Source organism: Methylobacterium sp. Leaf117 (assembly GCF_001422985.1).
GTDB lineage: Bacteria > Pseudomonadota > Alphaproteobacteria > Rhizobiales > Beijerinckiaceae > Methylobacterium.
In genome coordinates, this window is the sequence record NZ_LMNL01000034.1 from 464,432 (window position 1) to 488,673 (window position 24,242).

At 68.8% G+C, this 24,242-nt stretch carries 25 protein-coding genes; 20 read left to right on the plus strand and 5 right to left on the minus strand.

The genetic code is table 11. From position 1 onward, the window contains the following. Positions 1–64: 64 nt before the first annotated feature. The gene (locus ASF57_RS16780; RefSeq protein WP_056485262.1) at positions 65–1,534 is read right to left on the minus strand and encodes a PAS domain S-box protein; all 1,470 of its coding nucleotides are present in this window, start codon (positions 1,532–1,534) and stop codon (positions 65–67) included. 463 nt (positions 1,535–1,997) lie between these two features. Between ASF57_RS16780 and ASF57_RS16785 the strand changes: the two genes are divergently transcribed. Both ASF57_RS16785 and ASF57_RS16790 read left to right on the plus strand, forming a co-directional pair. Next, entirely contained in the window at positions 1,998–2,294 is a 297-nt protein-coding gene (locus tag ASF57_RS16785; RefSeq protein ID WP_056485264.1) for a hypothetical protein, read from the plus strand. A gap of 208 nt (positions 2,295–2,502) precedes the next feature. Further along, entirely contained in the window at positions 2,503–3,030 is a 528-nt protein-coding gene (locus ASF57_RS16790) for a hypothetical protein (protein ID WP_244476979.1), read from the plus strand. 190 nt (positions 3,031–3,220) lie between these two features. Here the strand turns inward: ASF57_RS16790 and ASF57_RS16795 are convergent, their stop codons facing one another. Next, complete coding sequence (locus ASF57_RS16795) at positions 3,221–5,863, minus strand: EAL domain-containing protein (RefSeq protein ID WP_056485266.1); 2,643 nt, start codon at positions 5,861–5,863, stop codon at positions 3,221–3,223. Between the two features lie 254 nt (positions 5,864–6,117). On the opposite strand from ASF57_RS16795, the gene ASF57_RS16800 reads away from it, so the two are divergent. The 3 genes from ASF57_RS16800 (at position 6,118) to ASF57_RS16810 (ending at position 7,509) form a co-directional block, all read left to right on the plus strand. Next, entirely contained in the window at positions 6,118–6,396 is a 279-nt protein-coding gene (locus ASF57_RS16800; RefSeq protein WP_056485268.1) for a hypothetical protein, read from the plus strand. Positions 6,397–6,486: 90 nt separating this feature from the next. Further along, positions 6,487–6,855, plus strand: coding sequence for a DUF4440 domain-containing protein (locus tag ASF57_RS16805; RefSeq protein WP_056485270.1), 369 nt, complete (start codon positions 6,487–6,489; stop codon positions 6,853–6,855). A 96-nt stretch (positions 6,856–6,951) separates the two neighbouring features. Further along, positions 6,952–7,509: a metallophosphoesterase gene (locus tag ASF57_RS16810; RefSeq protein WP_056486054.1), complete on the plus strand. Its 558-nt coding sequence runs from the start codon at positions 6,952–6,954 to the stop codon at positions 7,507–7,509. Between the two features lie 51 nt (positions 7,510–7,560). Here the strand turns inward: ASF57_RS16810 and ASF57_RS16815 are convergent, their stop codons facing one another. Beyond that, positions 7,561–8,466, minus strand: a complete 906-nt coding sequence (locus tag ASF57_RS16815) for a trypsin-like peptidase domain-containing protein (protein ID WP_244476980.1) — start codon at positions 8,464–8,466, stop codon at positions 7,561–7,563. Positions 8,467–8,505: 39 nt separating this feature from the next. After that, complete coding sequence (locus tag ASF57_RS16820) at positions 8,506–8,733, minus strand: hypothetical protein (RefSeq protein ID WP_156376203.1); 228 nt, start codon at positions 8,731–8,733, stop codon at positions 8,506–8,508. Positions 8,734–9,191: 458 nt separating this feature from the next. On the opposite strand from ASF57_RS16820, the gene ASF57_RS16825 reads away from it, so the two are divergent. The 14 genes from ASF57_RS16825 (at position 9,192) to ASF57_RS16890 (ending at position 22,019) form a co-directional block, all read left to right on the plus strand. After that, positions 9,192–11,075 (plus strand): methanol/ethanol family PQQ-dependent dehydrogenase, encoded by a 1,884-nt coding sequence (locus tag ASF57_RS16825; RefSeq protein WP_056185676.1) that lies wholly within the window; start codon positions 9,192–9,194, stop codon positions 11,073–11,075. Positions 11,076–11,524: 449 nt separating this feature from the next. Continuing rightward, entirely contained in the window at positions 11,525–12,391 is an 867-nt protein-coding gene (gene moxJ / locus ASF57_RS16830) for a methanol oxidation system protein MoxJ (RefSeq protein ID WP_056485274.1), read from the plus strand. Between the two features lie 178 nt (positions 12,392–12,569). Further along, positions 12,570–13,163, plus strand: coding sequence for a cytochrome c(L), periplasmic (moxG, locus tag ASF57_RS16835; protein WP_056185670.1), 594 nt, complete (start codon positions 12,570–12,572; stop codon positions 13,161–13,163). Between the two features lie 92 nt (positions 13,164–13,255). Further along, the gene (locus ASF57_RS16840; RefSeq protein ID WP_056185667.1) at positions 13,256–13,546 is read left to right on the plus strand and encodes a methanol dehydrogenase [cytochrome c] subunit; all 291 of its coding nucleotides are present in this window, start codon (positions 13,256–13,258) and stop codon (positions 13,544–13,546) included. A 317-nt stretch (positions 13,547–13,863) separates the two neighbouring features. After that, positions 13,864–14,895, plus strand: a complete 1,032-nt coding sequence (locus ASF57_RS16845) for a MoxR family ATPase (RefSeq protein ID WP_056486062.1) — start codon at positions 13,864–13,866, stop codon at positions 14,893–14,895. Beyond that, a complete protein-coding gene (locus ASF57_RS16850; RefSeq protein ID WP_056485276.1) occupies positions 14,892–15,746 on the plus strand; it encodes a hypothetical protein in 855 nt (284 codons plus the stop codon). Before ASF57_RS16845 ends, ASF57_RS16850 begins: the two co-directional genes overlap by 4 nt. Before the next feature lie 7 nt (positions 15,747–15,753). Continuing rightward, positions 15,754–16,689 (plus strand): hypothetical protein, encoded by a 936-nt coding sequence (locus tag ASF57_RS16855; protein WP_056486065.1) that lies wholly within the window; start codon positions 15,754–15,756, stop codon positions 16,687–16,689. Then, positions 16,686–17,735 (plus strand): vWA domain-containing protein, encoded by a 1,050-nt coding sequence (locus tag ASF57_RS16860; RefSeq protein ID WP_056485278.1) that lies wholly within the window; start codon positions 16,686–16,688, stop codon positions 17,733–17,735. The genes ASF57_RS16855 and ASF57_RS16860 overlap by 4 nt, the downstream gene beginning before the upstream one ends. Before the next feature lie 134 nt (positions 17,736–17,869). Beyond that, positions 17,870–18,385, plus strand: coding sequence for an MxaK protein (locus ASF57_RS16865; protein WP_082504146.1), 516 nt, complete (start codon positions 17,870–17,872; stop codon positions 18,383–18,385). Continuing rightward, positions 18,382–19,371, plus strand: a complete 990-nt coding sequence (locus ASF57_RS16870; protein ID WP_056485282.1) for a vWA domain-containing protein — start codon at positions 18,382–18,384, stop codon at positions 19,369–19,371. The genes ASF57_RS16865 and ASF57_RS16870 overlap by 4 nt, the downstream gene beginning before the upstream one ends. A 3-nt stretch (positions 19,372–19,374) precedes the next feature. After that, positions 19,375–19,908 carry an SRPBCC family protein gene (locus ASF57_RS16875; RefSeq protein ID WP_056485284.1) on the plus strand — a complete coding sequence of 178 codons (534 nt, stop codon included), beginning with the start codon at positions 19,375–19,377 and terminating at the stop codon, positions 19,906–19,908. Continuing rightward, positions 19,905–20,852 carry a YncE family protein gene (locus tag ASF57_RS16880; protein ID WP_056485286.1) on the plus strand — a complete coding sequence of 316 codons (948 nt, stop codon included), beginning with the start codon at positions 19,905–19,907 and terminating at the stop codon, positions 20,850–20,852. The genes ASF57_RS16875 and ASF57_RS16880 overlap by 4 nt, the downstream gene beginning before the upstream one ends. After that, the gene (locus ASF57_RS16885; RefSeq protein WP_056485288.1) at positions 20,849–21,364 is read left to right on the plus strand and encodes a hypothetical protein; all 516 of its coding nucleotides are present in this window, start codon (positions 20,849–20,851) and stop codon (positions 21,362–21,364) included. The genes ASF57_RS16880 and ASF57_RS16885 overlap by 4 nt, the downstream gene beginning before the upstream one ends. Continuing rightward, positions 21,354–22,019 (plus strand): response regulator transcription factor, encoded by a 666-nt coding sequence (locus tag ASF57_RS16890; RefSeq protein WP_244476981.1) that lies wholly within the window; start codon positions 21,354–21,356, stop codon positions 22,017–22,019. The genes ASF57_RS16885 and ASF57_RS16890 overlap by 11 nt, the downstream gene beginning before the upstream one ends. Before the next feature lie 184 nt (positions 22,020–22,203). Here the strand turns inward: ASF57_RS16890 and ASF57_RS16895 are convergent, their stop codons facing one another. Then, positions 22,204–22,452: a hypothetical protein gene (locus tag ASF57_RS16895; protein ID WP_056185637.1), complete on the minus strand. Its 249-nt coding sequence runs from the start codon at positions 22,450–22,452 to the stop codon at positions 22,204–22,206. Positions 22,453–22,850: 398 nt separating this feature from the next. Between ASF57_RS16895 and ASF57_RS16900 the strand changes: the two genes are divergently transcribed. Then, positions 22,851–24,203 (plus strand): transposase, encoded by a 1,353-nt coding sequence (locus ASF57_RS16900; protein ID WP_056485290.1) that lies wholly within the window; start codon positions 22,851–22,853, stop codon positions 24,201–24,203. Positions 24,204–24,242 lie beyond the last annotated feature (39 nt).

The window sequence follows — 24,242 nt, forward strand, 5'->3', positions numbered from 1 at the left end:
TCATGCGCCTGAAATCTTGACTGCTCTGAAACGCGATCGTCCGCGACCCTGATCGCTCAAGGTCTCAATCGCGCGTGATTTCGGGCAAGGGGGCTTCGGCCGTGAAGACGACGCCGCGCGGCCGGTAGTCGATCTCGGCGGTGCCGCCGATCTCCTGAGCCAGAGCCCGCTCGATCATGCGCGAGCCGAAGCCCGTCCGGGTCGGCCGCGACACCCGCGGGCCGCCCACCTCCTGCCACTGGAACCAGAGCCGCGCCGGGCTCGATCCGTCCACCACGTCCCAACTCACGATGACCCGACCCGCATCCCGCGAGAGCGAACCGTACTTCACCGAATTCGTCGCGAGTTCGTGGATCGCCAGCGCGAAGGCGAGGCCGACCCGCGGCGCCAAGCGCAGGATCGGCCCGCCGACCTTGAAGCGGTGGTCCTGCTCGACCCCGAAGGGATGCAGCGCCGCGATCACCACCTCGGTCAGCGTCGCCCAGTCGCCGCTGCCCCGGGTCAGCATCTCGGTCGCGGCCGACAGGGACCGGAGCCGGGATTCCATGGCGACCTGGGCCTCCTCCAGGGAGGCGGCGCCCCGGAGGGTCTGGCGCGCGATGGACTGCACCGTCGCCAGGGTGTTCTGGATGCGGTGATTCAGCTCCTTGGCCAGGAGGTCGCGGTGCTCCTCCGCGCGCTTGCGGTCGGTGATGTCGAGGCTGATCCCGGCGATGCTCAGGGGCGTGTTGTCGGCCCGGTAGGAGGCCTGGCCGCGGATCTGGAGCCAGCGGATCTCGCCCCCGGGCGTCACCACCCGAAGCTCGATGTCGTAGTCGGAATGCCCGTCGATGGCGGCGGCGGTGGCGGCCAGCTTCCGGTCCCGGTCATCCGCATGGATCGTGGCCAGCATCTCGTCGTAGGTCAGGGATTCGTCCGGCCGACGGCCGAAATTCTCCTTGAAGCCGTCAGAGGCCAGCAGCCGCATGACGCCGAGATCGAGCGACCACGCGCCGAGGCGCCCGGCCTTGTGGGTGAAGCGCAGGCGCTCCTCGCTGTGGATCAGTTCGAGGGAGCGGCGCTCGGATTCCGCCTCCAGGGCATCGCGATCCCTCTGGAGCAGGACGAGGCGCTCCTTCTCCAGGGTCACGTCGTATTGCGAGGCGAAGAAGTAGGTCAGCGTGCCGTCCGGGTCGAACACCGGCGAGACCAGGAGGCGGTTCCAGAACGCGGTGCCGTCCTTGCGGTGGTTCTTGAGGTCGATCTCGATGGTCACGCGCCGCTCGATCGCCTCCCGCACCCGGGCCACGTCGGCGAGGTTCGTCTCCGGCCCCTGCAGGAAGCGGCAGTTGCGGCCGACGATCTCGTCGCGGGCGTAGCCGGTCAGCGTCACGAAGGCGTCGTTCACGTAGATGATCGGATTGTCCGCCTGCTGCGGATCGGTGATCACCATCGGCATCCGGGTGGCCCGGACGGCGGCCGCGAACGGATCGGAGCCCGGCACCGTGCTGGTCATTTCGGCGTCGATGCGCGCGCTGTCGTCGTGATCGCTCATGCGCCGATCGGTCTCCTGATGAGACCGGTTCTAAGGACTGTTTCTGATCAGGAAAGGGGTACAGTTGTCACATTGCCGGGGGGCGCGTGTCTCCATTCCGACCATCACGTCCGACCATCACGTCCGACCATCACGTCCGACCATCACGTCCGACCATCACGACACCGGTCCGGGCATACGGCCTCGAAGAGATGAACCTGTGAGGCCTGCGTTGCTGTCCCGGCATTGCGGCCGGCCCTCGATGACGTGCGCGCCTCCGGTGCCGGCCGGATCGGGACGAACGGGCTCTTCCCGAGCCGTCGCACGGCCTTCATCCGCTAGTCGACACCCTTTCGACCGATGACGGCTTCGGTCCGTGCCTTCAGGCACCTGCCTATCCTGAATGCATTAAGAACTCGGAATAGGCAATTCCGGCCGCCCGTCTCCCTTGATGTGACGTCAAACTGCATCGAGGTTCATCATAGTGATCAACAAAGCTGCATCGATCTCCGTCGCCCTCTCAATCCTCATGGCCCTGCCCGCCTTTGCGGGAGAGCCCGCACGGCGCAAGAGCCGCCCGTTCCGGCCCGCCATCACGGAGCCGCCACACGCCGTCCGCAGCGAGGCCGACCGCCGGCGCGACCCCCTGGGCATCATTCAGCGGCAGGGCGTCAGCAGCCTGTATGGCGGCATGGGCAACATGGGCGGCGGCTCGGGGCGCAGCGCCAATACGGGGATCGGCCTCGGGGCGCACGGCAACAGCCAGGGACCACGATTCTGAAGGGCGGGCCTGCCGCCGATTCGCGCCCTGGGCTCGCTCCGCTCCGGGCGCCGGCCCAGCGGGCCCTTGGCGCGTCTCCGGGGTCGGGGACGCCCGGGATCCCGTCGAGGTTCCGGTCCCGGAGGACGCGCCGAGAAGACGACCCAGGAAGAACCAAGGATCACCCGCCGAGGCATTCAGCCCCTCCTGCGACCGTCGCCGGATGCCGATGACCGAACGCTCAACCACGGGCGGAGCGATGTCTGCTCACGCTCGACCGGGTCCCATCCAATGGGCCGCCGACATGCAGGTCAAGCACTGGATGGGCGTGCTCTCCGACTGGAAGCAGCAGCTCGGCCCCGACTGGGGCAAGGTCTATGCGGCCAGCAACACCATCTACGTCGCGCGCCAGAACAACGTGCTCTTCAGCACCTTGGCGCAGTTCTTCAAGCCCGAGGACATCAATGCGCGGCTGATGCTGATCGAGACGATGGGCTTCACCACGACGCCGGGCGAGATGCTGGAATCCCTGACGCGGATCATCTCCAACCGGACCGTCGGCGAGACCTTCTTCGGCAACGCCTTCCTGATGGATTACGAGCTGATGGGAGGCGACGCCCGCGACACCATCGTGGCCGAGACCAAGGCGCGCGGCCTGCCGACGAACCTGCCGCCGCGCGTCCCCTTCGGCTCACACCAATGGCCGACCCTGATCACCCCGGGCAACGGGCCGGCCTCCCTGGCCGACCTGCCGTAAGCCGCGGCACCCCGCCGGGATTCCACCGTCCGGGGCCGGTCCGTCACACAGACGGGCCGGCCTCGCCCGGGGCGTTCCCAGCGCGCGCGTGCCAGCGCATGGCGCTTCCGCGAGACCGTCCTCGCACAGGCCGCCCTTCTGCTCGCACAAGGGGTCACGGCGACCGAATGACGGCGGCCTGGACCCGGCGCTACGCCGCGCGGCCGAGCGGGTCCGGCGCGGGGTTCGACGAAGTGTTCGACGCAGAATTCGATGACGTGCGGGCCGGGCGGCCGATCAGGTAGCCCTGGACCGCGTCGCAGCCGAGCGTCCGCAGGAGCGCGAGCTGCTCGGCGGTCTCGACGCCCTCCGCCAGGGTCGGGATGCCCATGTCCCGGCCCATCTGGGTCACCGCCCGGATGACCGCCAGGGATTGCCGGTCGGTCAGGGCCGCGGCGACGAAGCTCCGGTCGATCTTGATCCGGTCGAGGGGCAGGTCCCGCAGATGGACGAGGGACGAGTAGCCGGTTCCGAAATCGTCCATCGCGATCTTGATGCCGAGGCGGCGCAGGGCCGTCAGGGTGTGGGCGATCTGCGGTCCATCCTCCACGAGGGCGGTTTCCGTCAGTTCCAGCTCCAGGCGGTCCGCCGGCAGGCCGCTCCGGGCCAGGGCCTCGGTGACGTGCGACAGCAACTGGGGCGAGCGCAGCTGGACCGCCGAGACGTTGACGGCGAGGTGCTGCTGCGGAGGCCAGCCGACGGCGTCGCGGCAGGCCTGCTCCAGCACCCACCGGCCGATCGGCACGATCAGGCCGTTCTCCTCCGTGAGGGGGATGAAATCGGCCGGCGAGACCAGCCCGCGATGGGGATGGTTCCAGCGGATCAGCGCCTCGAACGAGACGATCCGGTCGCTCGCGAGGGACAGGATCGGTTGGTAGACCAGATGGAACTGCTGGCGGACGAGGGCGCCGCGCAGGTCGGCCTCGAGGCGTCCGCGCTCGGCCAGGGCCTCGATCATGCCGGGTGCGTAGCAGACCGCCTGGCCGCGGCCGCGGCGCTTGGCTTCGTAGAGGGCGATATCGGCCCGCTGCAGGAGGTCGTCCGGGCCGGCCGGGGCGTCCGGGCCGGCGAGGCCTTTCGGGTCGCCCGCACGCACGCACAGCCCGATGCTGCACCCGATCACAACCGTGGCTCCGTCGAGGCTGTAGGGCCGTTCGATCGCCCGCACGATCCGGTCCGCCAACGTCTTGGCGGTTGCCAAGGTGTTGGCCGTTGCCAGTGTGTTGGCGGTCGTCACGGCCTGGGTGGTCGTCAGGTCCCGGCTCGTTGTCGGGTCCTTGGTCATTGTCAGGTTCTGGCTCGTTGTCAGATCCTGGCTCGCATCCGCATCCCGCCCCGGAATCAGGATCGCGAGTTCGTCGCCGCCATGGCGGGCGATGAAACCGTCGCCGGCGCAGTCGCGCAGCCGGGCCGCGACCGCCACCAGGAGCTGGTCGCCGACCGTATGGCCGAAGGTGTCGTTGACCGCCTTGAAGCGATCGAGGTCGATCAGCAGCAGGGCGACGCGTTCGCCGTCGCGATGGGCGGCGCGCATCCGCTCGTTGAGCGCCCGCCGGTTGCCCAGCCCGGTCAGGGGATCGCGGTAGGCCAGATGCGAGATCTCCTCCTGGGCGCGCCGGTCCCGGGTCACGTCGTCGTAGGTCAGGACGGCGCCGCCGGCGACGGGCTGGCAGGCGATCGACAGGATGCGGCCGTCGTCGAAGCGATGCTCGATCAGGGTCTCCTCCGCCCGCTCCATCCAGAGCCGGTGGTTCTCCAGAACCCGGGCGACGCGCGCGGCATCCCAGCCGTTGGCCCGGCCGGTGGCGGCCAGAAAGTCATCGACCCGCATGCCCACCCGCATGGTGTCCGGTGCGAGGTTGAGCATGGTGCAGAGGCGCTGGTTGTAGAGCTCGACGATGCCGCCGGACGAGATCTTGAGGATGCCGTTCGACATGTTCTGGAGCGCGGTCGCCAGCACGGTCAGGTGGGCCGTCTCCTGGGCCTCGAATCGCCGGGTCGCGGCCAGCACCACGACGGCGCCCAGGATGAGGATCGCCGCACCCGCCGCGGTCAGCAGGCTGAGGGCGACCTGGATGTCCGAGAGATGTCCGTCGGGGCGCTGCCCGGTCACGACGGTGCCGGCCAGCGAGATGAAATGCGTGCCGCACACCGCCAGCACGATCAGGCCGCAGGCCAGAAGGCCGGAATTGCGCCAGCCGGACCCATCCGAGGCCGGCACTTGCGAAGCCGGCACTTGCGAAGCAGGCACTTGCGAAGCAGGCACCTGCGAAGCAGGCACTGGCGCGTCCGGCGAACGCCGGTCCGGCAGAAGGCGCGCGACCGCCATCAGCGTCGCCCCCACGAGGCCGGCCAGGGCGTTGGCCCAGACCGACTGGCTCTGGGTGCAGCCCTCCAGGGCCGCCATGCCGGTGACGTGCATCGCACCGATGCCCAGACCCGAAGCGGCGCCGAGGACACCCCGGCCGACCCGGCCCGCCGGCAGGGCGGAGAGCCCGAAGGGCAGCCCGACCGCCAGCACGGCGATCAGGACGGAGACCAGCGTGGTGGCCGAATCGTAGCCGAGAATGATGTCGGTCCGGTATCCGAGCATCGCCATGAAATGCGTGGTCCAGACGCCGAGGCCGGCCGCCACGGCCGTGCCGGCGAGCCAGACGGGGCGTCCCGCCGGAGCCGCCTCGACCCTGCGCAGCAGGTGGACCATCAGCCAGGCGCTGAGGGCACAGATGGTCGCGGCAGCCAGGACGAAGCTGAACGCCTGGGCCTCGATCAGCGTGACGAAGGTAAGCATCATGCGCCCCTCTTAGCGCGCCAGATCTTTTCTCTTCCTCAAGCGCTTGCGTAAACGAGGACTTACGATTTTCTGTATCGGAATACTTCCGCAACACAGATCAATATCCTTTGCTGCGGCGCGGCTGTCGCTCACTATTTTGTGATTCACGTCCGATCGAAGCGCAGGCCGGCGCCGGTTCGCCGCACCCCCGGCCGCGTGGCGATCCGTCGGCGAAAAACGTCTAGGATGGGTGCGGGCGGGACGAGGATGACGGGATGGCCTTCAAGGCGAAATCGGCGGCGGAGACGAAGGCGGCGGACCTGGCCGCCGCGCTGATCCGGATCGCGGACCGGGAGGGCGCGCCCCTCACCATCGGGGTCGATCCCCTGCGCCAGGCCAATCCGCGCCTGACGCCACTCGCGATCGGCCAGACCTTCCGCAAGCACCGCGACAGCCTCGACGCGGCCCTGGCCGAGCGCGGCTACGTCCTCGTCGACTATGCCGATCTCGGACCCGGACGCGGCATGGCCTTCACCATCGCGGCCGACGCGTAGGGCGGGCACCGCGACCTGCGGACCGCCACGGAACGAACCGCTCCCAGGCGGCGTCATCCTGTCGATTCGTGACAGATCGAGGAGACACCGATGGATGATGCCCGCGTCTGGTCGTTCGAGGAGAGCCTGTGGGTCGGCGACGCCGACCACTACCGCGAACTCGTCGACGAGGAATGCCTGATGGTGCTGCCGCAGCCCCCCTTCGTGCTCGGCGGCGCCCAGGCGATCGAGGCGGTGGCCGACACCCCGCGCTGGTCCCGCGTCGAACTGTCCGAGGGGCGGATCTCCCGACCCCAGGAGGGCCTCATCGTCATCGCCTACCACGCCAAGGCCTCCCGCGACGACGAGACCTACGAGGCCAACTGCACCTCGACCTATCGCCGGCTCTCGCCCGAGGTGTGGCGGGTGGTCCAGCATCAGCAGACCCCGCCCCTGATCGCCCCGGCGGCGGAGGCCTGAGCGGCCACCCATTATCCGGGGCGCGACAGCGCACCGGGTTGCCGCCCGGCCGGGGAACGCCATCTGGCCCCGTCCGGACACGCGATGATCGGCAGGATGACAACCTTCTTCACGGCCGACACCCATTTCGGCGATGCCCCCCTGGTCGCGCGGCGCCGCTCCGCCTTCGGCTCGGTCGAGGGCCACGACGAGGCCCTGATCGCCCGCTGGAACGCGGTGGTGGCGCCGCGCGATACGGTCTGGCACCTCGGCGACTTCGCCGCCGGGGCCAGCCGCCCGCATTGCGCCGCGGTGTTCGCCCGCCTCAACGGCATCAAGCGCCTGGTGCGGGGCAACCACGACACCAACCGGGTCCTCGAACTGCCCTGGGCCGAGCCGCCGGTGGAGAGCGCCCGCCTCACCGTCGCGGACGCCCTCGGGCGGCCCTGGCGGCTCTTCCTGTCGCATTATCCGCACCGGTCCTGGCCCGGCTTCTGGCGCGAGACCCGCCATCTCTACGGCCACACCCATGCCTGCCTGCCGGATACCAGCCGGTCCTGCGATGTCGGCGCCGATGCCTGCGACTACCGCCCGCTCGACCTGGCGACGCTGCTGGCGCGCCAGGAGGCCGCTCCGCTCGCCCCCGAGGAGATGGCGGCGCGCGGCCTGCGCTGAATCGATGTCACGGCGCCGGCGGCCCGATGTTATGGCGCTGGCCGCCGGGTGTCATGGCGCCGGCGGCCCGATGTCCTCCGGCGCGACCCGGGCGCGGATCGCATCGAGCAGGGCGCCCTCGAACATCAGGGCGGAGCCGTAATGGTACTCGATGTCGAAGACCCGGCGCGAGTTCATCGACAGCGAGGCGCTGTGGAGCGCCACCAGCCGGCCGTGGGTGTCGAACAGGCCCGAGCCCGAGCCGCCATAGCCGTTGTTGCAATCGTGCCGGACGCGGCGGATGGCGTCCTCGCTCGGCGGATCGATCTGCCGGATGGCGCAGGGTTCGAGGCTGGTCTGGCCGGGATAATTGGCGTGCCCCCCGGGCGACACCATCACCACCGGCACCGTCCCGGTCCCGGTCGGCAGGTCGGGCGCGGCCGGGATCGGCTGCGGACGGACGCCCTCGGCCGCCTCCGCCAGCTCGACCAGGGCCCAGTCGTCGGTGATGTGGAGCGAGAGGGCGCCCGGCACCGTGCCGAAATGCAGCGTGGCGGGACGGAAGGCGTAGTTGCGTCCGCCGATCTGGAAGAAGCAGTCGGCGATGTCCCGCGTCGGCTCCAGGTGCCGGCTGCGGAAGTTGTGGGCGTTCATCACCACCAGGCGCAGACTCCCGATCAGCCAGGCCGCCGCGGCCTTGCGGGGAATGCCCTCGGCCCGGCAGTAGAGCACGCCAGCGCCGGGATAACGCGCGTAATCGGCGCCCGCCAGTTCGCGCCGCCCGTCCTCCGGATAGAGAGCCGCGACCCGGTCCGCCGGGTCCGGCCCGGCGGCGGCGAGCAGGCCGGGAGCGCCCCACGCGATCAGCCCTGACCCGATCGCCAGCCGGCTGCACGCCCGCAGGCCGCGCCCGATGATCCATCGGAGCCGCAAGCCCTGGCCGCGCCGGATGTCGTGCATGTGCCGCGAGCCCCGCATCCGCGCCGCGCCTGTCCGCCTGTCCGCCTGGGGCTCGGCCTATTCGGTGGCCTTCTGGTGCACCGCGACGCAGATCTTCACCGCCTGCTCCAGCTTGATGTCGCGGGGATTGCCGATGTTGGCCGTCTCCTCGAGGCAGCGGACGAAGTAGTTCCGGTCGAGTTCGGGCGAGACGGTCGCGAACGCCTTCGCCATCCGGGTGGCGAAGGCGATCTTGTCCGGGGTCGGCGTGCGCGGCCAGCGGGCGACCGGATCGTCCAGGGTCAAGGACGCCGCCTCCGCCGTCGCGCACAACCCGCAAGACAGCAATAAGATAAATCTAAGATGTCGAACCATGGAGGATGCCGAACCGTGCGATGATCTGTCGTCGAGCGATGTACACCTTCGATCGTCTCAGGTCGCCGTGTCAATTCAGACTTTTCCGCTCAACGACAGGGGCGGATCTGCACTTGCGCTCTTCCGAATCCAAGCCCCCCCGGGATTGCCGATTGATCCCGATAAAAAAGTGCCAACATCCCGCAGACAGGGACCAAGACAAATGCTTTTATGAATAGCCAGCCGATCAGTAATAAAAACTTTATAAGAACGATCCTGCCTCAGGATAGTCTTATGAATATGAGGACACCCTGAATTCAATACAGGGGCCTTCTCTGATCCGGCGAAATCAAACGCTGCCCCGAACCGAACGGTCAACGGGAGCGGCATTCAGGGTAGGAGACGGTCGAATGAACAGGTTTCTGGCTTCGGTCTCGGTGCTGGCGATCGGCGCCCTCGCGCCGATCGGCCTGCCGAGCATGGCCTCGGCGAACGACAAGCTCGTCGACATGGCGAAGGACGACGCCAACTGGGTGATGCCCGGCAAGAACTACGATTCGGACAATTACAGCCCGCTCAAGCAGATCAACACCAGCAACGTGAAGGATCTGAAGGTCTCCTGGAGCTTCTCGACCGGCCTGCTCAACGGGCACGAGGGCGCCCCGGTGGTCGTGGGCGGCAAGATGTACGTCCACACCTCCTTCCCCAACAACACCTTCGCGCTCGGCCTCGACGATCCGGGCAAGATCCTGTGGCAGGACAAGCCCAAGCAGAACCCGGCCGCCCGCGCGGTCGCCTGCTGCGATCTGGTGAATCGCGGCCTCGCCTACTGGCCCGGCGACGGCAAGACCCCGGCCCTGATCCTCAAGACACTGCTCGACGGCAACGTCATGGCGCTCAACGCCGAGACCGGCGAGACGGTGTGGAAGGTCGAGAACTCCGACATCAAGGTCGGCTCGACGCTGACAATCGCGCCCTACGTGGTCAAGGACAAGGTCATCATCGGCTCGTCCGGCGCCGAGCTCGGCGTGCGCGGCTATCTCACCGCCTACGACGTGAAGACCGGTGCCCAGGTCTGGCGCGCCTACGCCACCGGCCCGGACAAGGACCTGCTGCTGGCCGACGACTTCAACATCAAGAACGCCCATTACGGTCAGAAGGGCCTCGGCACCGCGACCTGGGAGGGCGATGCCTGGAAGATCGGCGGCGGCACCAACTGGGGCTGGTACGCCTATGACCCGGGCACCAACCTGATCTACTTCGGCACCGGCAACCCGGCGCCGTGGAACGAGACCATGCGTCCCGGCGACAACAAGTGGACCATGACGATCTTCGGTCGCGACGCCGATACCGGCGAAGCCAAGTTCGGCTACCAGAAGACCCCGCACGACGAGTGGGACTATGCCGGCGTCAACGTGATGATGCTGTCGAACCAGAAGGACAAGGACGGCAAGGATCGCAAGCTCCTGACCCATCCGGACCGCAACGGCATCGTCTACACCCTCGACCGGACGGACGGCTCGCTGGTCTCGGCCAACAAGATCGACGACACCGTCAACGTGTTCAAGTCGGTGGATCTGAAGACCGGCCAGCCGGTGCGCGATCCCGAATACGGCACCCGGATGGACCATCTCGGCAAGGACATCTGTCCTTCGGCGATGGGCTACCACAACCAGGGCCACGATTCCTATGATCCCGAGCGGAAGCTCTTCTTCATGGGCATCAACCACATCTGCATGGATTGGGAGCCCTTCATGCTGCCCTATCGTGCCGGTCAGTTCTTCGTCGGCGCGACCCTGAACATGTATCCCGGCCCGAAGGGCGATCGCCAGAACTACGAAGGTCTGGGCCAGATCAAGGGCTACAACGCCATCACGGGCGAGTTCAAATGGGAGAAGATGGAGCGCTTCGCGGTCTGGGGCGGCACGACGGCGACCGCCGGCGGGCTGGTGTTCTACGGAACCCTCGACGGCTACATCAAGGCGCGCAACTCGGACAACGGAGACCTTCTCTGGAAGTTCAAGATGCCGTCCGGCGCCATCGGCTACCCGATCACCTACACCCACAAGGGTGACCAGTACGTCGCCATCTACTACGGCGTCGGCGGCTGGCCGGGTGTCGGCCTCGTGTTCGACCTTCAGGACCCGACCGCCGGCCTCGGCGCGGTGGGCGCGTTCAAGAAGCTCGCCAACTACACCCAGATGGGCGGCGGCGTGATGGTGTTCTCGCTCAACGGCAAGGGCCCCTACGACGATCCGAACGTCGGCGAGTACCAGACGGCGGCGGCCAAGTAGGCAGCACGACACGGCAGCGCCCGCATCGTGAGCGTGTCCCCCTCCCCCCTTGTGGGGAGGGGTCAGGGGTGGGGGTGGCTCCGCTGGCCTTCGTCCGTCGAGGATCACCCGACCACCCCCACCACTCACGCCTCCCCCGAGGGTCGGGTGATCGCATCTGCGATCTGCTTGTCTGTGATCTGCTTGCCTGCGATCTGCTTGCCTGCGATCTGCTTGCCGAACGACTGATTTCAGCACCCCGTCATCCCGGGGCCGCGCAGCGGAGCCCGGGATCCAGAAACGCAGGGGGTGCCATTTCTTACGCTGTCGGCGGCTCTGGATTCCGGGCTCGCCGACGGCGACCCGGAATGACGGTGTGCCTCATCTGTGATTGCTCTGCCGCAACGGGCCGCGGAGCCGCGCCCCGGTCCCAGAAGACTCCGACCAACAAGAACAACGGAAACGCTCCCATGTCCTTCGCCACAGGATGCTCCTTCGCCACAGGATGCCTGTCCGCTGCGGTTCTTCTCGCCCTCGGCGGGGCCGCGGTCGCGCAAGGCGACACCAAAGCCGAGCCGGACGACAGGATCCTGCGGGTCTGCGCCGCGAACCAGCCGCCGCTCTCGCTGAAGGACGGCAGCGGGCTGGAGAACCGCATCGCCTCCGCCGTCGCCGAGGCCATGGGCCGGAAGGCGGAGTTCGTCTGGTCGGACAAGGCCGCGATCTATCTGGTGCGCGACAGCCTCGACAAGAAGCTCTGCGACGTGGTCGTGGGCCTCGACAGCGACGACCAACGCGTGCTGACGACGAAGCCCTATTACCGCAGCGGCTACGTCTTCGTGACCCGCGCCGACCGCGACCTCGACGTGAAGTCCTGGGCCGACCCGCGGCTCAAGACCGTCGACCACATGGTGGTCGGCTTCGGCACGCCCGGCGAGGTCATGCTGAAGGATATCGGCCGCTACGAGGAGGACATGGCGTACCTCTACTCGCTGGTGAACTTCCGCGCCGCCCGCAACACCTACACGCAGATCGATCCGGCCCGGATGATCAGCGAGGTCGCCACCGGCAAGGCCGACGTGGCGGTCGCCTTCGGCCCGGACGTCGCCCGCTACGTGAAGGACTCCCCCCAGCCCCTGCGCATGAGCCTGGTGCCCGACGACACCACCCGCAGCGACGGCCGCAAGATGCCGCAAAGCTTCGATCAGTCCATGGGCGTGCGCCGGGACGACACCGCCCTGAAGGCGGCCCTCGATGCGGCGATCGTCAAGGCCAAGCCGCAGATCGAGGCGATCCTGAAGCAGGACGGCGTGCCCCTCGTGCCCGCCACCAACTGAGGCCGGCCCGGCGCGGACCGCCGCCCCCCCTTCACCCTCCTCTCGCCTCCGCCCTCCCCTTTCCTTCGCCCTCCCCTCGCCTTCGCCCTCGCCTTCGCCCTTTCCTCCGCCACTCCCTTGTCCGGCGCTCGCCTCCGAGCCCGGCCGTTTCGCCCCTCGGCGTCATCAGGTCATCGTCATGCGTGATTCCAAAGGCTTCCTGGCCATCTGCCTCAGCGTCGCCGCCGTCCTGGGCGGCGTCGCGGCCCTGGCCCAGCCGGCCGCCGGTCCCCAGACCGGCTTCGTCTTCCGCAACACCGTCACGGGCGAGCAGCTCAACGTCGCCGAAGGCAAGGAGGGCGGCCGCGACACCCCGGCGGTGAAGCAGTTCTTCCAGTCCGGCAAGAACGCCTACATCGACGACAAGTCCTGCCTGCGCAACGGCGAGTCCCTGTTCGCGACCTCGTGCTCCGGCTGCCACGGCCATCTGGCCGAGGGCAAGCTCGGACCCGGCCTCAACGACAATTACTGGACCTATCCGTCGAACACCGAGGATACCGGCCTGTTCGCCACGATCTTCGGCGGCGCCAACGGCATGATGGGGCCGCACAACGAGAACCTGACCCCCGACGAGATGCTCCAGGTCATCGCCTGGATCCGGCATCTCTATACCGGCCCGGTCCAGGATGCCGTCTGGCTCAACGACGCGCAGAAGAAGAACTACACGCCCTACAAGCAGGGCGAGACCTTCCCCAAGGACGTGAAGGGCCAGTGCCCGCCGCTGGAAGAGTAACGTCCGAGGAAGTCACGGCGCCATCCGTGAGGCACCACCGCGCACAGCCGCAACACTGATCGAAACAACACCGATCAACAGAGGAGACGACCATGCGGACTTTCATCACAGCCCTGGCGATCGGCGCGGGCGCGCTGCTCGCGGTTCCGGCGATGGCCTATGACGGCACCAAGTGCAAGGCGGCCGGCAATTGCTGGGAGCCGAAGCCCGGATTCCCCGAGAAGATCGCCGGCACCAAGTACGACCCGAAGCACGACCCGAAGGAACTCAACAAGCAGTCCGAGTCGATCAAGGCGATGGAAGAGCGCAACAAGAAGCGCATCGAGGCCGCCAAGAAGACCGGCAAATTCGAGTACGACGTCACCAAGCTGTCGTCGAACTGACCACGCCGTCCCGATCCTTCGCGACCCGGCGGGGCGGCCGTCCGGACGCCCCGTCCCGGGTCGCACCGGTTGCCGTCGCCGGGTCGTCGTTCCCCCGGGACGCTGTTGCCCCGGGTCTTCCTTCCCTCGGGTCTTTGTTCCCTCGGGTCTTTGTTCCCTCGGGTCTTTGTTCCCTCGGGTCCTGCTTCCCCCCGGGTCTTCGTTTCCCCCCGGGTCTTCGTTTCCCCCCGGGGTCTTCGTTTCCCCCCGGGGTCTTCGTTTCCCCCCGGGGTCTTCGTTTCCCCCCGGGGTCTTCGTTTCCCCCAAGGCTGAGCATGATGAATCAGGTCCGCTCCGGCGATGCGATGCTCACCGACTGGCGCGGGGCGGCCGGCCGCTTCGAGGCCGCATTGGGCGGCGCCGTGCTCGGGCAGACGCGGGCGATCCGGCTCCTCACCATCGCGCTGTTCGCCCGCGGCCACGTCCTGCTGGAGGGCGATGTCGGCGTCGGCAAGACGACCCTGCTGCGGGCCGTGGCGCGGGCGCTGGGCGGTGCCTACGAGCGCGTCGAGGGCACCGTCGACATGATGCCCACCGACCTCGTCTACCACACCTACCTCGCCGAGGACGGGCGCCCCCGCGTCGAACCCGGCCCGGTGCTGCGGCAATCCGAGGACCTGTCGATCTTCTTCTTCAACGAGATCAACCGGGCCCGGCCGCAGGTCCATGCCCTGCTCCTGCGCCTGATGGCCGAGCGCACCCTGACCGCCTTCAACCGCGAGTACCGGTTCCCCAACCTGCAGGTCTTCGCCGACCGCAACCGCGTCGAGCGCGAGGAGACCTTCGAGCTGCCGGCGGCCGCCCGCGACCGCTTCCTGATGGAGATCGGCCTGGAGGCGCCGCAGGACGCCGAGAGCCGGCGCGCCCTGGTCTTCGATCCCCGCTTCCACGACACCGACGCCCTCATCGCCGGCCTCGACGCCGGCGTCCTCGATCACGCCGCCCTGCCGGGCATCGCCGCCGCGATCCAGCACGGGGTCCAGGCGAGCCCGGCGATCGAGGCCTACGTGATCGGGCTCTGGGACGCGCTGGTGCGGCCGGCGCAGGCCGGCATCCGCCTGCCCGGCCTCGACATGGAGGCCCTGGTCCAGGGCGGGGCCTCGCCGCGCGGCGTCGCCTTCCTGGTCCGCGCCGCCCGCGTCCGCGCCTGGCTGGAGGGGCGCGACTGGATGGTGCCGGAGGACATCCGGGCGATCTTCCCGGAGGTCATGGCCCACCGGGTCTTCCTGGAACCGATCTACGAGATGCGCCGCGCCGCGATCGTGCCCGAGCTGTGCCGGGCCGTGTTCGAGACCGTGCCGGCGCCATGAGGGAATCGCGCCAGCCCGACATCGTCTACCGCCCGCGCGGGCGTCCGCCCGGCACCCGCCCCGGCGCCCATCGCGGCCGCGAATCCGGCGGCCTCGGCACCTTCCGCGATCAGGTGCCGTTCCTGCGCCTGCCCGACGCCCGCCGCATCGACGTGCGGGCCACCCTGCGCGACCCCTTCGAGGGTACGGTGGTGCGCCGCTTCGAGGCCCGCACCCCCATCGAGGTCTGGGCGCTCGTCGACCTCTCCGCCTCGATGCGCTTCTCCGGCGAGGCCGACCGTGGGGTGCTGGCCTCCGATTTCTGCCGCGGCCTCGCGGCCTCGGCCACCCGGATCGGCGATCCCTTCGGGCTGATCGGCTGCGACGGCGCCATGCGGGAGGACGTGTTCCTGCCCGCCAGCCGCGCCCGCAGCCAGGTCGCGGCGGTGAGCCGCCGCCTCGCGGACGCCGCCTGCACCGGCGACCGCGCCGACGGCTTCCTGGCCGCGGCCCGCCGCCTGACCGGCCGCCCCAAGATGGTGTTCCTGGTCTCCGACTTCCGCTGGCCGGAGCCGCTGATCGCCGAGGTCTTCGCCGCCCTCAGCCTGCACGACCTCGTCCCGGTGGTGCTCGGCGATACCGCCGAGGCCGAGGGCCTGCCGGAGTGGGGCCTGCTCGAACTCGACGATCTCGAGGGCGCCGGGCGCCGGGTGGTGTTCATGCGCCCCGCGCTGCGCCGGCGCTGGATCGCCCGGGAGGCGGCGCGCGCCGAGTCCCTGCGACGCATCGCGACCGCCCATGGTCGTCCGCCCTTCCGCCTCGCCGGCCGCTTCGACCCCGACGCGGTCAGCCGCCACCTCCTCGGCACCTGAGGCGGCCATGCCCATCCCCCCCGCGATCCGCCTCGCGCTGATTCTCTCGGCCCTGACCCTGTCCGCCGCCGCCGAGGCGCAGGTCCGGTCGGTGGAGGTCCGCACACCGCGTCCCTTCGGCTACTTCCTCGGCGATCTCGTCCAGGCCCAGGTCGACCTCGTGGTCGAACCGGGCTTCCGACTCCAGAGCGCGTCGCTGCCGCAGCCCGGCGCGCTCACCTACTGGCTCGACCTGCGTGACCTCGACGCGACCGCGTCGGTATACGGCGACGCCCAACGCGTCCGAATCGCGCTGACCTACCAGACCTTCTACGCCGCCCTCGACGCCCGCGCCCTGGAGATCCCGGGCTTCACCGTGACCTTCGTCAGCGAGAGCGACCACGGCGCCACCACCGTCAAGGCCGAGGTGCCGGCCTGGTCCTTCAACGTCTCCCCCTTGCGGGAAGTCCAGCCCCCCGCCCGGAGCGACCCGCGCGATTACCTGCGTCCCGACGGCCAGGTCGGCCCCGGCGATCCGCGCCCCCTGCTGCTGGGCGCAGCCGCCTCCACCGCCCTCGCGCTGCTGGCCTTCGCGGGCCTCGCCCACGACCGGACCTGGTGGCCGTTCCAGGCCCGGCGCAGCCGCCCCTTCGCCGTCGCGGCCCGCCGCATCCGCGCTCTCACCCGCCGGACCGAGGGCGATGCGGCGCCGCGGGAGGCGCTGCTGGCCCTGCATCAAGCCCTCGACACAAGCGCCGGGCGCCGGCTCCTGGCCGACGACCTCGGGGCGTTTCTCGAAGGCTACCAAGCTTTTAAGCCCTCTGGTCCCGATCTCGCCCGCTTCTTCGAGGCCTCCCGCCGGACCTTCTTCGGGCCTGAGGCGGAGGCGAAGTCCGGTGCCCTCTCGGGCGCCGATCTGGCGAGCCTCGCGCGCCGCCTCGCCCGCGTCGAGCGATCCGCATGACCGACGCCCTGGTCCGCCTTTCCGCCGATCACCCGCTCCTGCTCTGGCTGCTGCCGCTCGCCCTGCTGCCGCTGCTGGCCTCGGCCCAGCGCGCGACGCCGGTGGCCTCCATCGCGGCGGGCCCGCCGGACGGCCTGTCGCGGGCGGTCGGCGTGGTCGTGCGGCTCGGCGGCATCCTCGCCCTCGCGGGCCTGATCCTCGCTCTGTCCGGCCCCTATCGCCGGGGCGAGACCCTGACCCGGACCGGGATCGGAGCCCAGGTCTCGATCCTGATCGACCGCTCGGGCAGCATGAACGAGACCTTCGCGGGCCGGCAGCCCTCGGGCGCCGAGGAATCGAAGGCCGCCGCCTCCCGGCGCCTCCTCGCCGCCTTCGTGGGCAGCCGCACGCACGACCAGTTCGCCGTTACGGCCTTCTCGACGGCGCCCATGCTGGTGGTGCCGATGACCGACCGGCACGACGCGGTCCGCGCCGCCATCGCGGCCATCGACCGCCCGGGGCTCGACTACACCAACATCGCGCGCGGCCTCGCCATGGGGCTGTCGCAGTTCGCTGCGGCCAGCCCTTCGACCTCGCGCGCCCTGCTGCTGGTCTCGGATGGTGCGGCCGTGATCGACCCGCGGGTGCAGGAGACGCTGCGGGCCGCCTTCACCCGCCTCCGGCCGAACCTCTACTGGCTCTTCCTGCGCACCAAGGGCTCCCCCTCGATCTCGGACAGACCGCAAGGCGAGGATACCCCGCAAGCGGCGCCCGAGCGCCACCTCGACCTGTTCTTCAAGAGCCTGCGCACCCCCTACCGCGCCTTCGAGGCCGAGGGCGCCGAGGCGGTCGCCGATGCGATCACGCAGATCGAGCGGCTCGAGCGCGACCCGATCCCCTACACCGAGCAGCGCCCGCGTCGGGACCTGGCCGGCTTTGCCTACGGCATGGCCCTGATCGGATTGCTGATCCTCGTCCTGGCCAAGCTCGGTGAGGCCGACCTGCGCCGGACCGGCTCATCCGATGCCGCGCCGAACCGGAGCCTCCCCGTGAGACTGGCCGCATGACGACGCGCGTCACCCTGCCGGCGCGACCGCCCGCGATCCCTGCACGCCCTGCCTTGGGATTCGCCCGGCTCGTTCGGGTGCCGCTTCGGACCGGGTGGGCGCGCGCCCGTCCGATCCTCCTCGCCCTGCTACCGATGCTGCTGCTCGCCTGCGCCCTGGGCTTCGCGGCCGTTGCTTGGCGGATCAGCCGGGACACCGCAACCATCCGCGCCCTGTCCGAGGGGCGGGACATCGCGGTTTCGGCGGAGGCGGCGCCCTCGCTCGTGCTCGCGCGCGTCCTACACCTCGCCCGGCGTGGCGCCACCGAGGCGATCGAGCCGCTGGTCGAGGCCCTCGACACGCGCGGCGCGGTGGATGCAGCCTCGCGTGCCCGCTACGCCTTAGCCAACGCCCATCTGCGCCAGGCCTTCGATCATCTCGAGCGCGGCGACCTCGATCCGGCCGGCCCCCGCATCACCCTGGCGCGTCAGGCGTACCGGCGGGCGCTCCAGGGCCGGCCAACGTTCTGGGACGCCAAGTTCAACCTCGACGTGGCCTCGCGCCTGCTCCGTGACTTTCCCGAATTCGATCGGAAGTCCGGCGATGCCCTGGCGGCCGAGCCGAAGAAGATCTGGACCGACATCCCGGGCCAGCCCAGGGGCGAGCCGTGACGGCCAGCAGCCCGATCGCCCGCAACTTGCGGGACTGGCGTCTACGCGGCCTTGCCGGAGCCCTCGGCCTGGTGGCGCTGACCTTCGTGGTCCCGCCCCTGAACCTGACCCGCGACGGCGTATCCATCCTGGCGGTCGTCGACATCACCGGCAGCATGAACGTCCGCGACTACGTCAATCCCGATGGACAGCCGGCGAGCCGCATCGAGACCGCGAAAACGGTCCTGCGCGACCTCCTGGCGCGCTTGCCGTGCGGGTCGCGACTGGCGCTCGGCCTCTTCACCGAGCGGCGCCCCTTCCTGCTGTTCGCACCGATCGAGACCTGCAGCGGATTCGCGCCGATCGACGGAGCGCTGGCGGCTCTCGATTGGCGCATGGCCTGGGAGGGCGACAGTCGTATCTCCGCCGGCCTGTTCCGCAGCATCGACCTGGCGGCCGAACTCGGCACCGACCTCGTCTTCATCACCGACGGCCAGGAGGCGCCTCCCCTGCCCAGCAGCGGCGGTCCTCGCTTCGACGGCAGGCCCGGCGCCGTTCGGGGCCTGATCGTCGGAGCGGGGGCTTCCGGCCTGTCGCCAATCCCGCGCTACAACGACCGGGGCCGGGAGACCGGATTCTACGGCCCCGGCGACGTGCAGCAGCAGAACCGCTTCGGGCCGCCACCCGCCGACGCGGAGAGCCGCGACGGCTACAACCCGCGCAACGCCCCCTTCGGCGCCGCGGCCGCGACCGGCACCGAGCACCTGTCCTCGGTGCGCGAGCCCTATCTGCGCGCGCTCGGCCGCGAGACGGGTCTCGCCTACGCGCCTCTCGCCGGACCGGCCGGTCTCGCCTCCGCTCTCGCCGCCGAAGCCACGCCGCGTCCCGTCCCGGGGCGCTTCGATCCGCGCCCGGTGCTGGGCGCGATGGCACTGCTCCTCCTCCTCGCAACCTTCCTTTCCGCCCTTCTGCGCGCGCGCGGATTCCCGACCTGGAAAAAGGCCTGATCGATGCGTCTCGGTGTCCTCACGATTTCCCTCTCCCTCTTGTCCGGGGCAGCCCTGGCGCATGGCCCGACTCCGCAGAAGGTGGATCAGACAATCGTCATCGCGGCCAAACCCGACGCCGTCTGGAAGGTCGTGGGCGAGTTCGCCGGCATCGATCGCTGGCACCCGGACGTGGCCAGGAGCGAGGGCAGCGGCGGAAACAAATCCGGCGGCAGTCGCAAGGTCACCCTCAAGTCCGGCGGCACCCTCGACGAGGGTCTCGACGAAATGGACGCCGCTGCCCGCAGCTACTCCTACCGCCTGTCCGAACCCGACCTGAAAGGGCTGCCGGTCTCGTCCTACACGGCGACTCTCACGGTCTCGCCGGAGGGTGACGGCTCGAAGGTCGAATGGCTCGGACGCTTCTACCGGGGCGATACCGGCAACGAGCCGCCGGAGAACCTGAGCGACGAGGCCGGCAAGGCCGCCATGAACCGCTACTTCGCCGACGGCCTCAAGGGTCTGAAGGCCCGCGTGGAAGGAAAGCCGGCGCCATGACCTGGCGCTGTGCTCTGGTGGGCCTGCTCGTCGTCCTCGGCGCCGGCGGGGTGCAGGCCTCGCCCGTCTCCGTCTACGTGGCGAGCCAGGGCGCCGGCACCCTGGTCGCTCTGGCACCGGGGCCATCGGTGAGCGCAAGCCCCGTCGTCGTGGGCCGCTCGCCCGCACAGGTCGCCCCAGGCCCGAATGGGCTGTTGTACCTGACCCATCCCGACGCGCGACAGATCTCGGTCTTCGACGCCCGGCGCGGATCGCTCGTCCGGACCTTCCCGGTGGACGGGCAGCCCTTCGGCATCGCGGTCTCGGCCGATGGCGCACGGCTCTTCGTCGGCGACTGGGCCGGCGACCGGGTGATGCGCCTGTCCGCCGAGACGGGCGCGCTGGAGGGAACCGTCTCGGTCGGAAAAGAACCCGCGGCCCTCGTCCTCGATCGGCGCGGCAGGCTCTACGTGGCGGATCGCGAGAGCCGGCAGGTCAGCGTGGTCAACTCCCTGCGCCTGGAGCGCATCGCGACGATACCCGTGGGCGAGGCCCCGTTCGCCCTGGCGCTCGATCCCACCGAGGATCGCCTCTACGTCGCGAATGTGCGCAGTGGTACCGTCAGCGTCATCGACACGGTCGCTTCGCGGACCATTGCGACCTTTGCCATCGGCGGCATGCCCTACGGTGTCGCCGTAAGCCCGGATGGCGGCCTGATCCTCGTCACCAACCAGCAGGGCGGAACCCTCGTCGTCGTCGATGCGACCGATGGTATGCGGCGGGCGACAGTACCGGTCGGGCGCTATCCCGAAGGCGTCGTCATCGCCGAGGCGTCCGCCTACGTCGCCAACTGGTTCTCGGATTCCGTGTCGGTGATCGACATGGCGACGTTGCGGGAGACGGCACGGATCGCCGTGCCGGACGGTCCGCGTAGCCTCGCTGTGGCGCGCGGAGGGGACCGGTGAGGTCCGCCGCGTCGCAGGCGCTCCTCCTGCTCTCTCTCCTCCTGGCCGGTTGCGATGGCGGCGAGCAGCCCGCGGAGCCGGCGGTCGTTGCGACGAAATCCGGTCCCGAGGAACCCAAATGGCTTTCGCCCATGGATGCGACCGAACCGGCGCTGTGGCTCGCCAGCCAAGAACCTCGACAATCGGCCGAGACCATCACGGAGCGAACAGACCACCTGAGGCACAGCCTCGCGCGTGCCAAGCGGACCTTCATCGAAGACCCTCGCATGATCGCCAACCGCACGGTGCAGCTCGGACAGATGCTTGCGGAAGCCGGACAGGGCGAAGATTACAGCGCCCTTCTCGATGGTCTGGAGGCGGCCGCAGCCACGAGCCACCGCAAACAGCTCTTCGGCGAGCTGTGCCAACATTACTACAACTCTCGCCAGCAGGGCCTGGACCGAACCAAGGCTCTCGTACGTCTGACCGACCGCTACGCCGCCCAGGCGATCACAGAGGGCGATGCACAATGAGGACTTGGCCGTGCAACGGGGCGTCCATCAGGCGATGACCAGTGTCCTCATCGCCGATGATCATCCGGTGATCCTTCGGGGATTTCGCACCCTCATGGAAGATGTCGGCGTCGAGACCATTCTCGAGGCGAGCACGGTCGTGGACGCTTACCGGGCCTTCTGCCGCCAACATCCCGCAATTGTCGTCTGCGATCTGACCTTCGGCGATCAAGGGGTTTCGGGTCTGACGTTGATCCGACGCATCAGAAAATTGGAACGCAGAACTGGAATCCTTGCCTTCAGCATGCATGACGATCCGATGATCGTTGCGCGCGCGTTGGAAAGCGGAGCGACCGGGTATGTTCTCAAGGACGCGCCGGCAAAGGAATTTCTCGAGGCTTTCGCGTGCGTTCGGACCGGCCGGCACTACCTCGAACATGAGCTTGCCTTGCGGATCGCCATGCTGAATGCGGACACGCAGCAGCTGAGAATGTCGAACCTGACCGAGCGCGAGTTTCAGGTGCTCGCTCTGATCAAAGAGCGGCGCTCCTACCAAGACATCGCAAACGAATTGTCGATGAAGTACAAGACCGTCGTCAACGTCTGCTCATCGATCCGGCAGAAGCTGGGTGCAAAGAACTTCGCCGATCTGGTCAGGGCCGCGCTGGGTACTTGACGGCAGAAGAGCGAGTCGCTCCTCTTTGCCGCAGCACGACGTGTCTGGTCAGAGCCCGAAATGCCTGGATGCTGCCACCGCAGCATCCCGCAGCGCAGATGCCGCTAGGGTTTGGCTGAGAGCGGACGACGGATACGCGTCGCACTGGGGCGATCGCAATGCCTTCCGGACAGCGGCATTCCCGTCAATCCGCACGGTTGGCTGCGGCGTCGGCCACGATCCGGACGGTGCGCGACGCGATCATCGGCTTTGAAGCGGCGACCGGCTGCGGGGTGGTGGTGAGGTCGCTGAGGTTCCGGGTCTGCTGCAGCGCGCGGGCCTGATCCCGATACAGGGGCGGCGTCAGGTACAGTGCCTCATCGGCCAGCGCGACAGTGCCGGCAAAGGGAACGGCGGCGAGAACCGCGACGGTGAGGGCGTAAACGACGCGCATGACAGATCTCCGAAACGACCGACGCGATGGCGTGGCCGATGGAGTGATTGAACCATAGATTTGTGCGGTGCGGTCTGCTCATTTTGCAACGCAACATAATGCGTGCGGCGGATCTCGGGGGATTTATAAGACATTCGCGCGAGCGTACGCCCCGCCAGTCTGGGGATCGAAGGCATGCTTCAAATGCAGGGAGCTGAAATCTGCAGTTTCTCAAGTCAAAATACAATTTCACGTCAGTCAAAGTATTTTTGAGGCCTGCCCCGCTCCGGTGCTCGATGGGCGCATCTCTCAGGCGGCCATAAGCTCGACTTTGGCCATTTCGAGCGGTCGTGGAACGGTCTGGGTGACGAAGTGGGCGTGATGGATAGGCTAATGGTGTCCCTCGCCAGAGACGCCTCATGCCGCACCTGCCTGCCCGCTTCGCCGGGATCATCCTGTCCTTCGCTCCGCTGTTCGTCCACCAGTCGTGGCGAAACGCTCAGGCGCTGCTGATCGGTGCGATCCTCTGTCCGGGTCGGCGCACGGTAGCGAGCGTGCTGCGGATCACGGGCCGGGCGCGCGACCGCCATTTCGTGAACACGCACCGGGTGCTCAGCCGCGCCGCATGGTCGCCCCGTACCGGAGCCCGCATCCTGCTCCGGCTGCTCGTCGAAGCCTTCGCGCCGCGCCGTCCTATCGTCCTGGCGCTCGACGACACGATCGAACGGCGCTGGGGACGGCGCATCCGGGCCCGCGGGATCTACCGTGATCCAGTGCGTTCGTCCGGCGCCCACTTCGTCAAGACCAGCGGCCTGCGCTGGATGAGCCTGATGCTGCTCGCACCCATACCCTGGGCGGGTCGGGTCTGGGCGTTGCCGTTCCTGACTGCCCTCGTTCCGTCCGAGCGCGCCTGCCGGGAACGACGCCATCGGCACAAGACCCTGCTCGATGTCGGACGGCAGATGGCTCTGCAGGCGCGGCGCTGGCTGTCAGGGCGCGACCTCGTGCTGGTCGGCGACAGCGCCTTCTCGGCCTTGCTGTTTCTTGATGCTCTGCGCGGCAGCGGCGTCACCACCATCACGCGCCTGCGCCTGGATGCAGCGCTCTACGGTCCTGCGCCCCCAAGGCTTCCGGGCACGATCGGGCGCCCGAGCAAGAAGGGTGCACGGCGGCCAACCTTGTCCAAGATCCTGACGGACCCGGGTACCGTCTGGCAGCAGGTGAGCGTGCCGGGCTGGTACGGCACAGGTGAACGCAGGATCGAGATCACCTCGGCTTCCGCCGTCTGGCATCATTCCGGTCTGCCGGTGGTGCCAGTCCGCTGGGTTCTGATCCGCGATCCCGAGAACCACTTCGAGCCGCAAGCGCTACTCTGCACCGACCCCGCACGAGATCCGACACAGATCGTGACGTGGTTCGTGCGCCGCTGGCAGGTCGAGGTTACCTTCCAAGAGGCACGGGCCCATCTCGGCGTCGAGACCCAGCGCCAGTGGTCCGACAAGGCCATTGCCCGCACAACGCCCTGCCTGCGCGCCCTGTTCTCAATCGTCACCCTACTGGCCCAGCTGCTCCCAGCCCGTCAGCGGCGTCAGATCGCGACGACAGCGTGGTCCCCCAAACCGCAGCCTACATTCTCGGACGCCCTCGCTATCGTCCGCTATGCGATCTGGCGCGAAGAGGGGTTATCGATGTCACGTCGCAAACGCGACCGCAGGAAAACTCGGTTCCGTCTGCCGCCACCCTGGGCCTACGCCCTCTGCCAAGCAGCTTAATTGGCCAAAGTCGAGCTGAGAAGCCGACCAGCGTGGCAC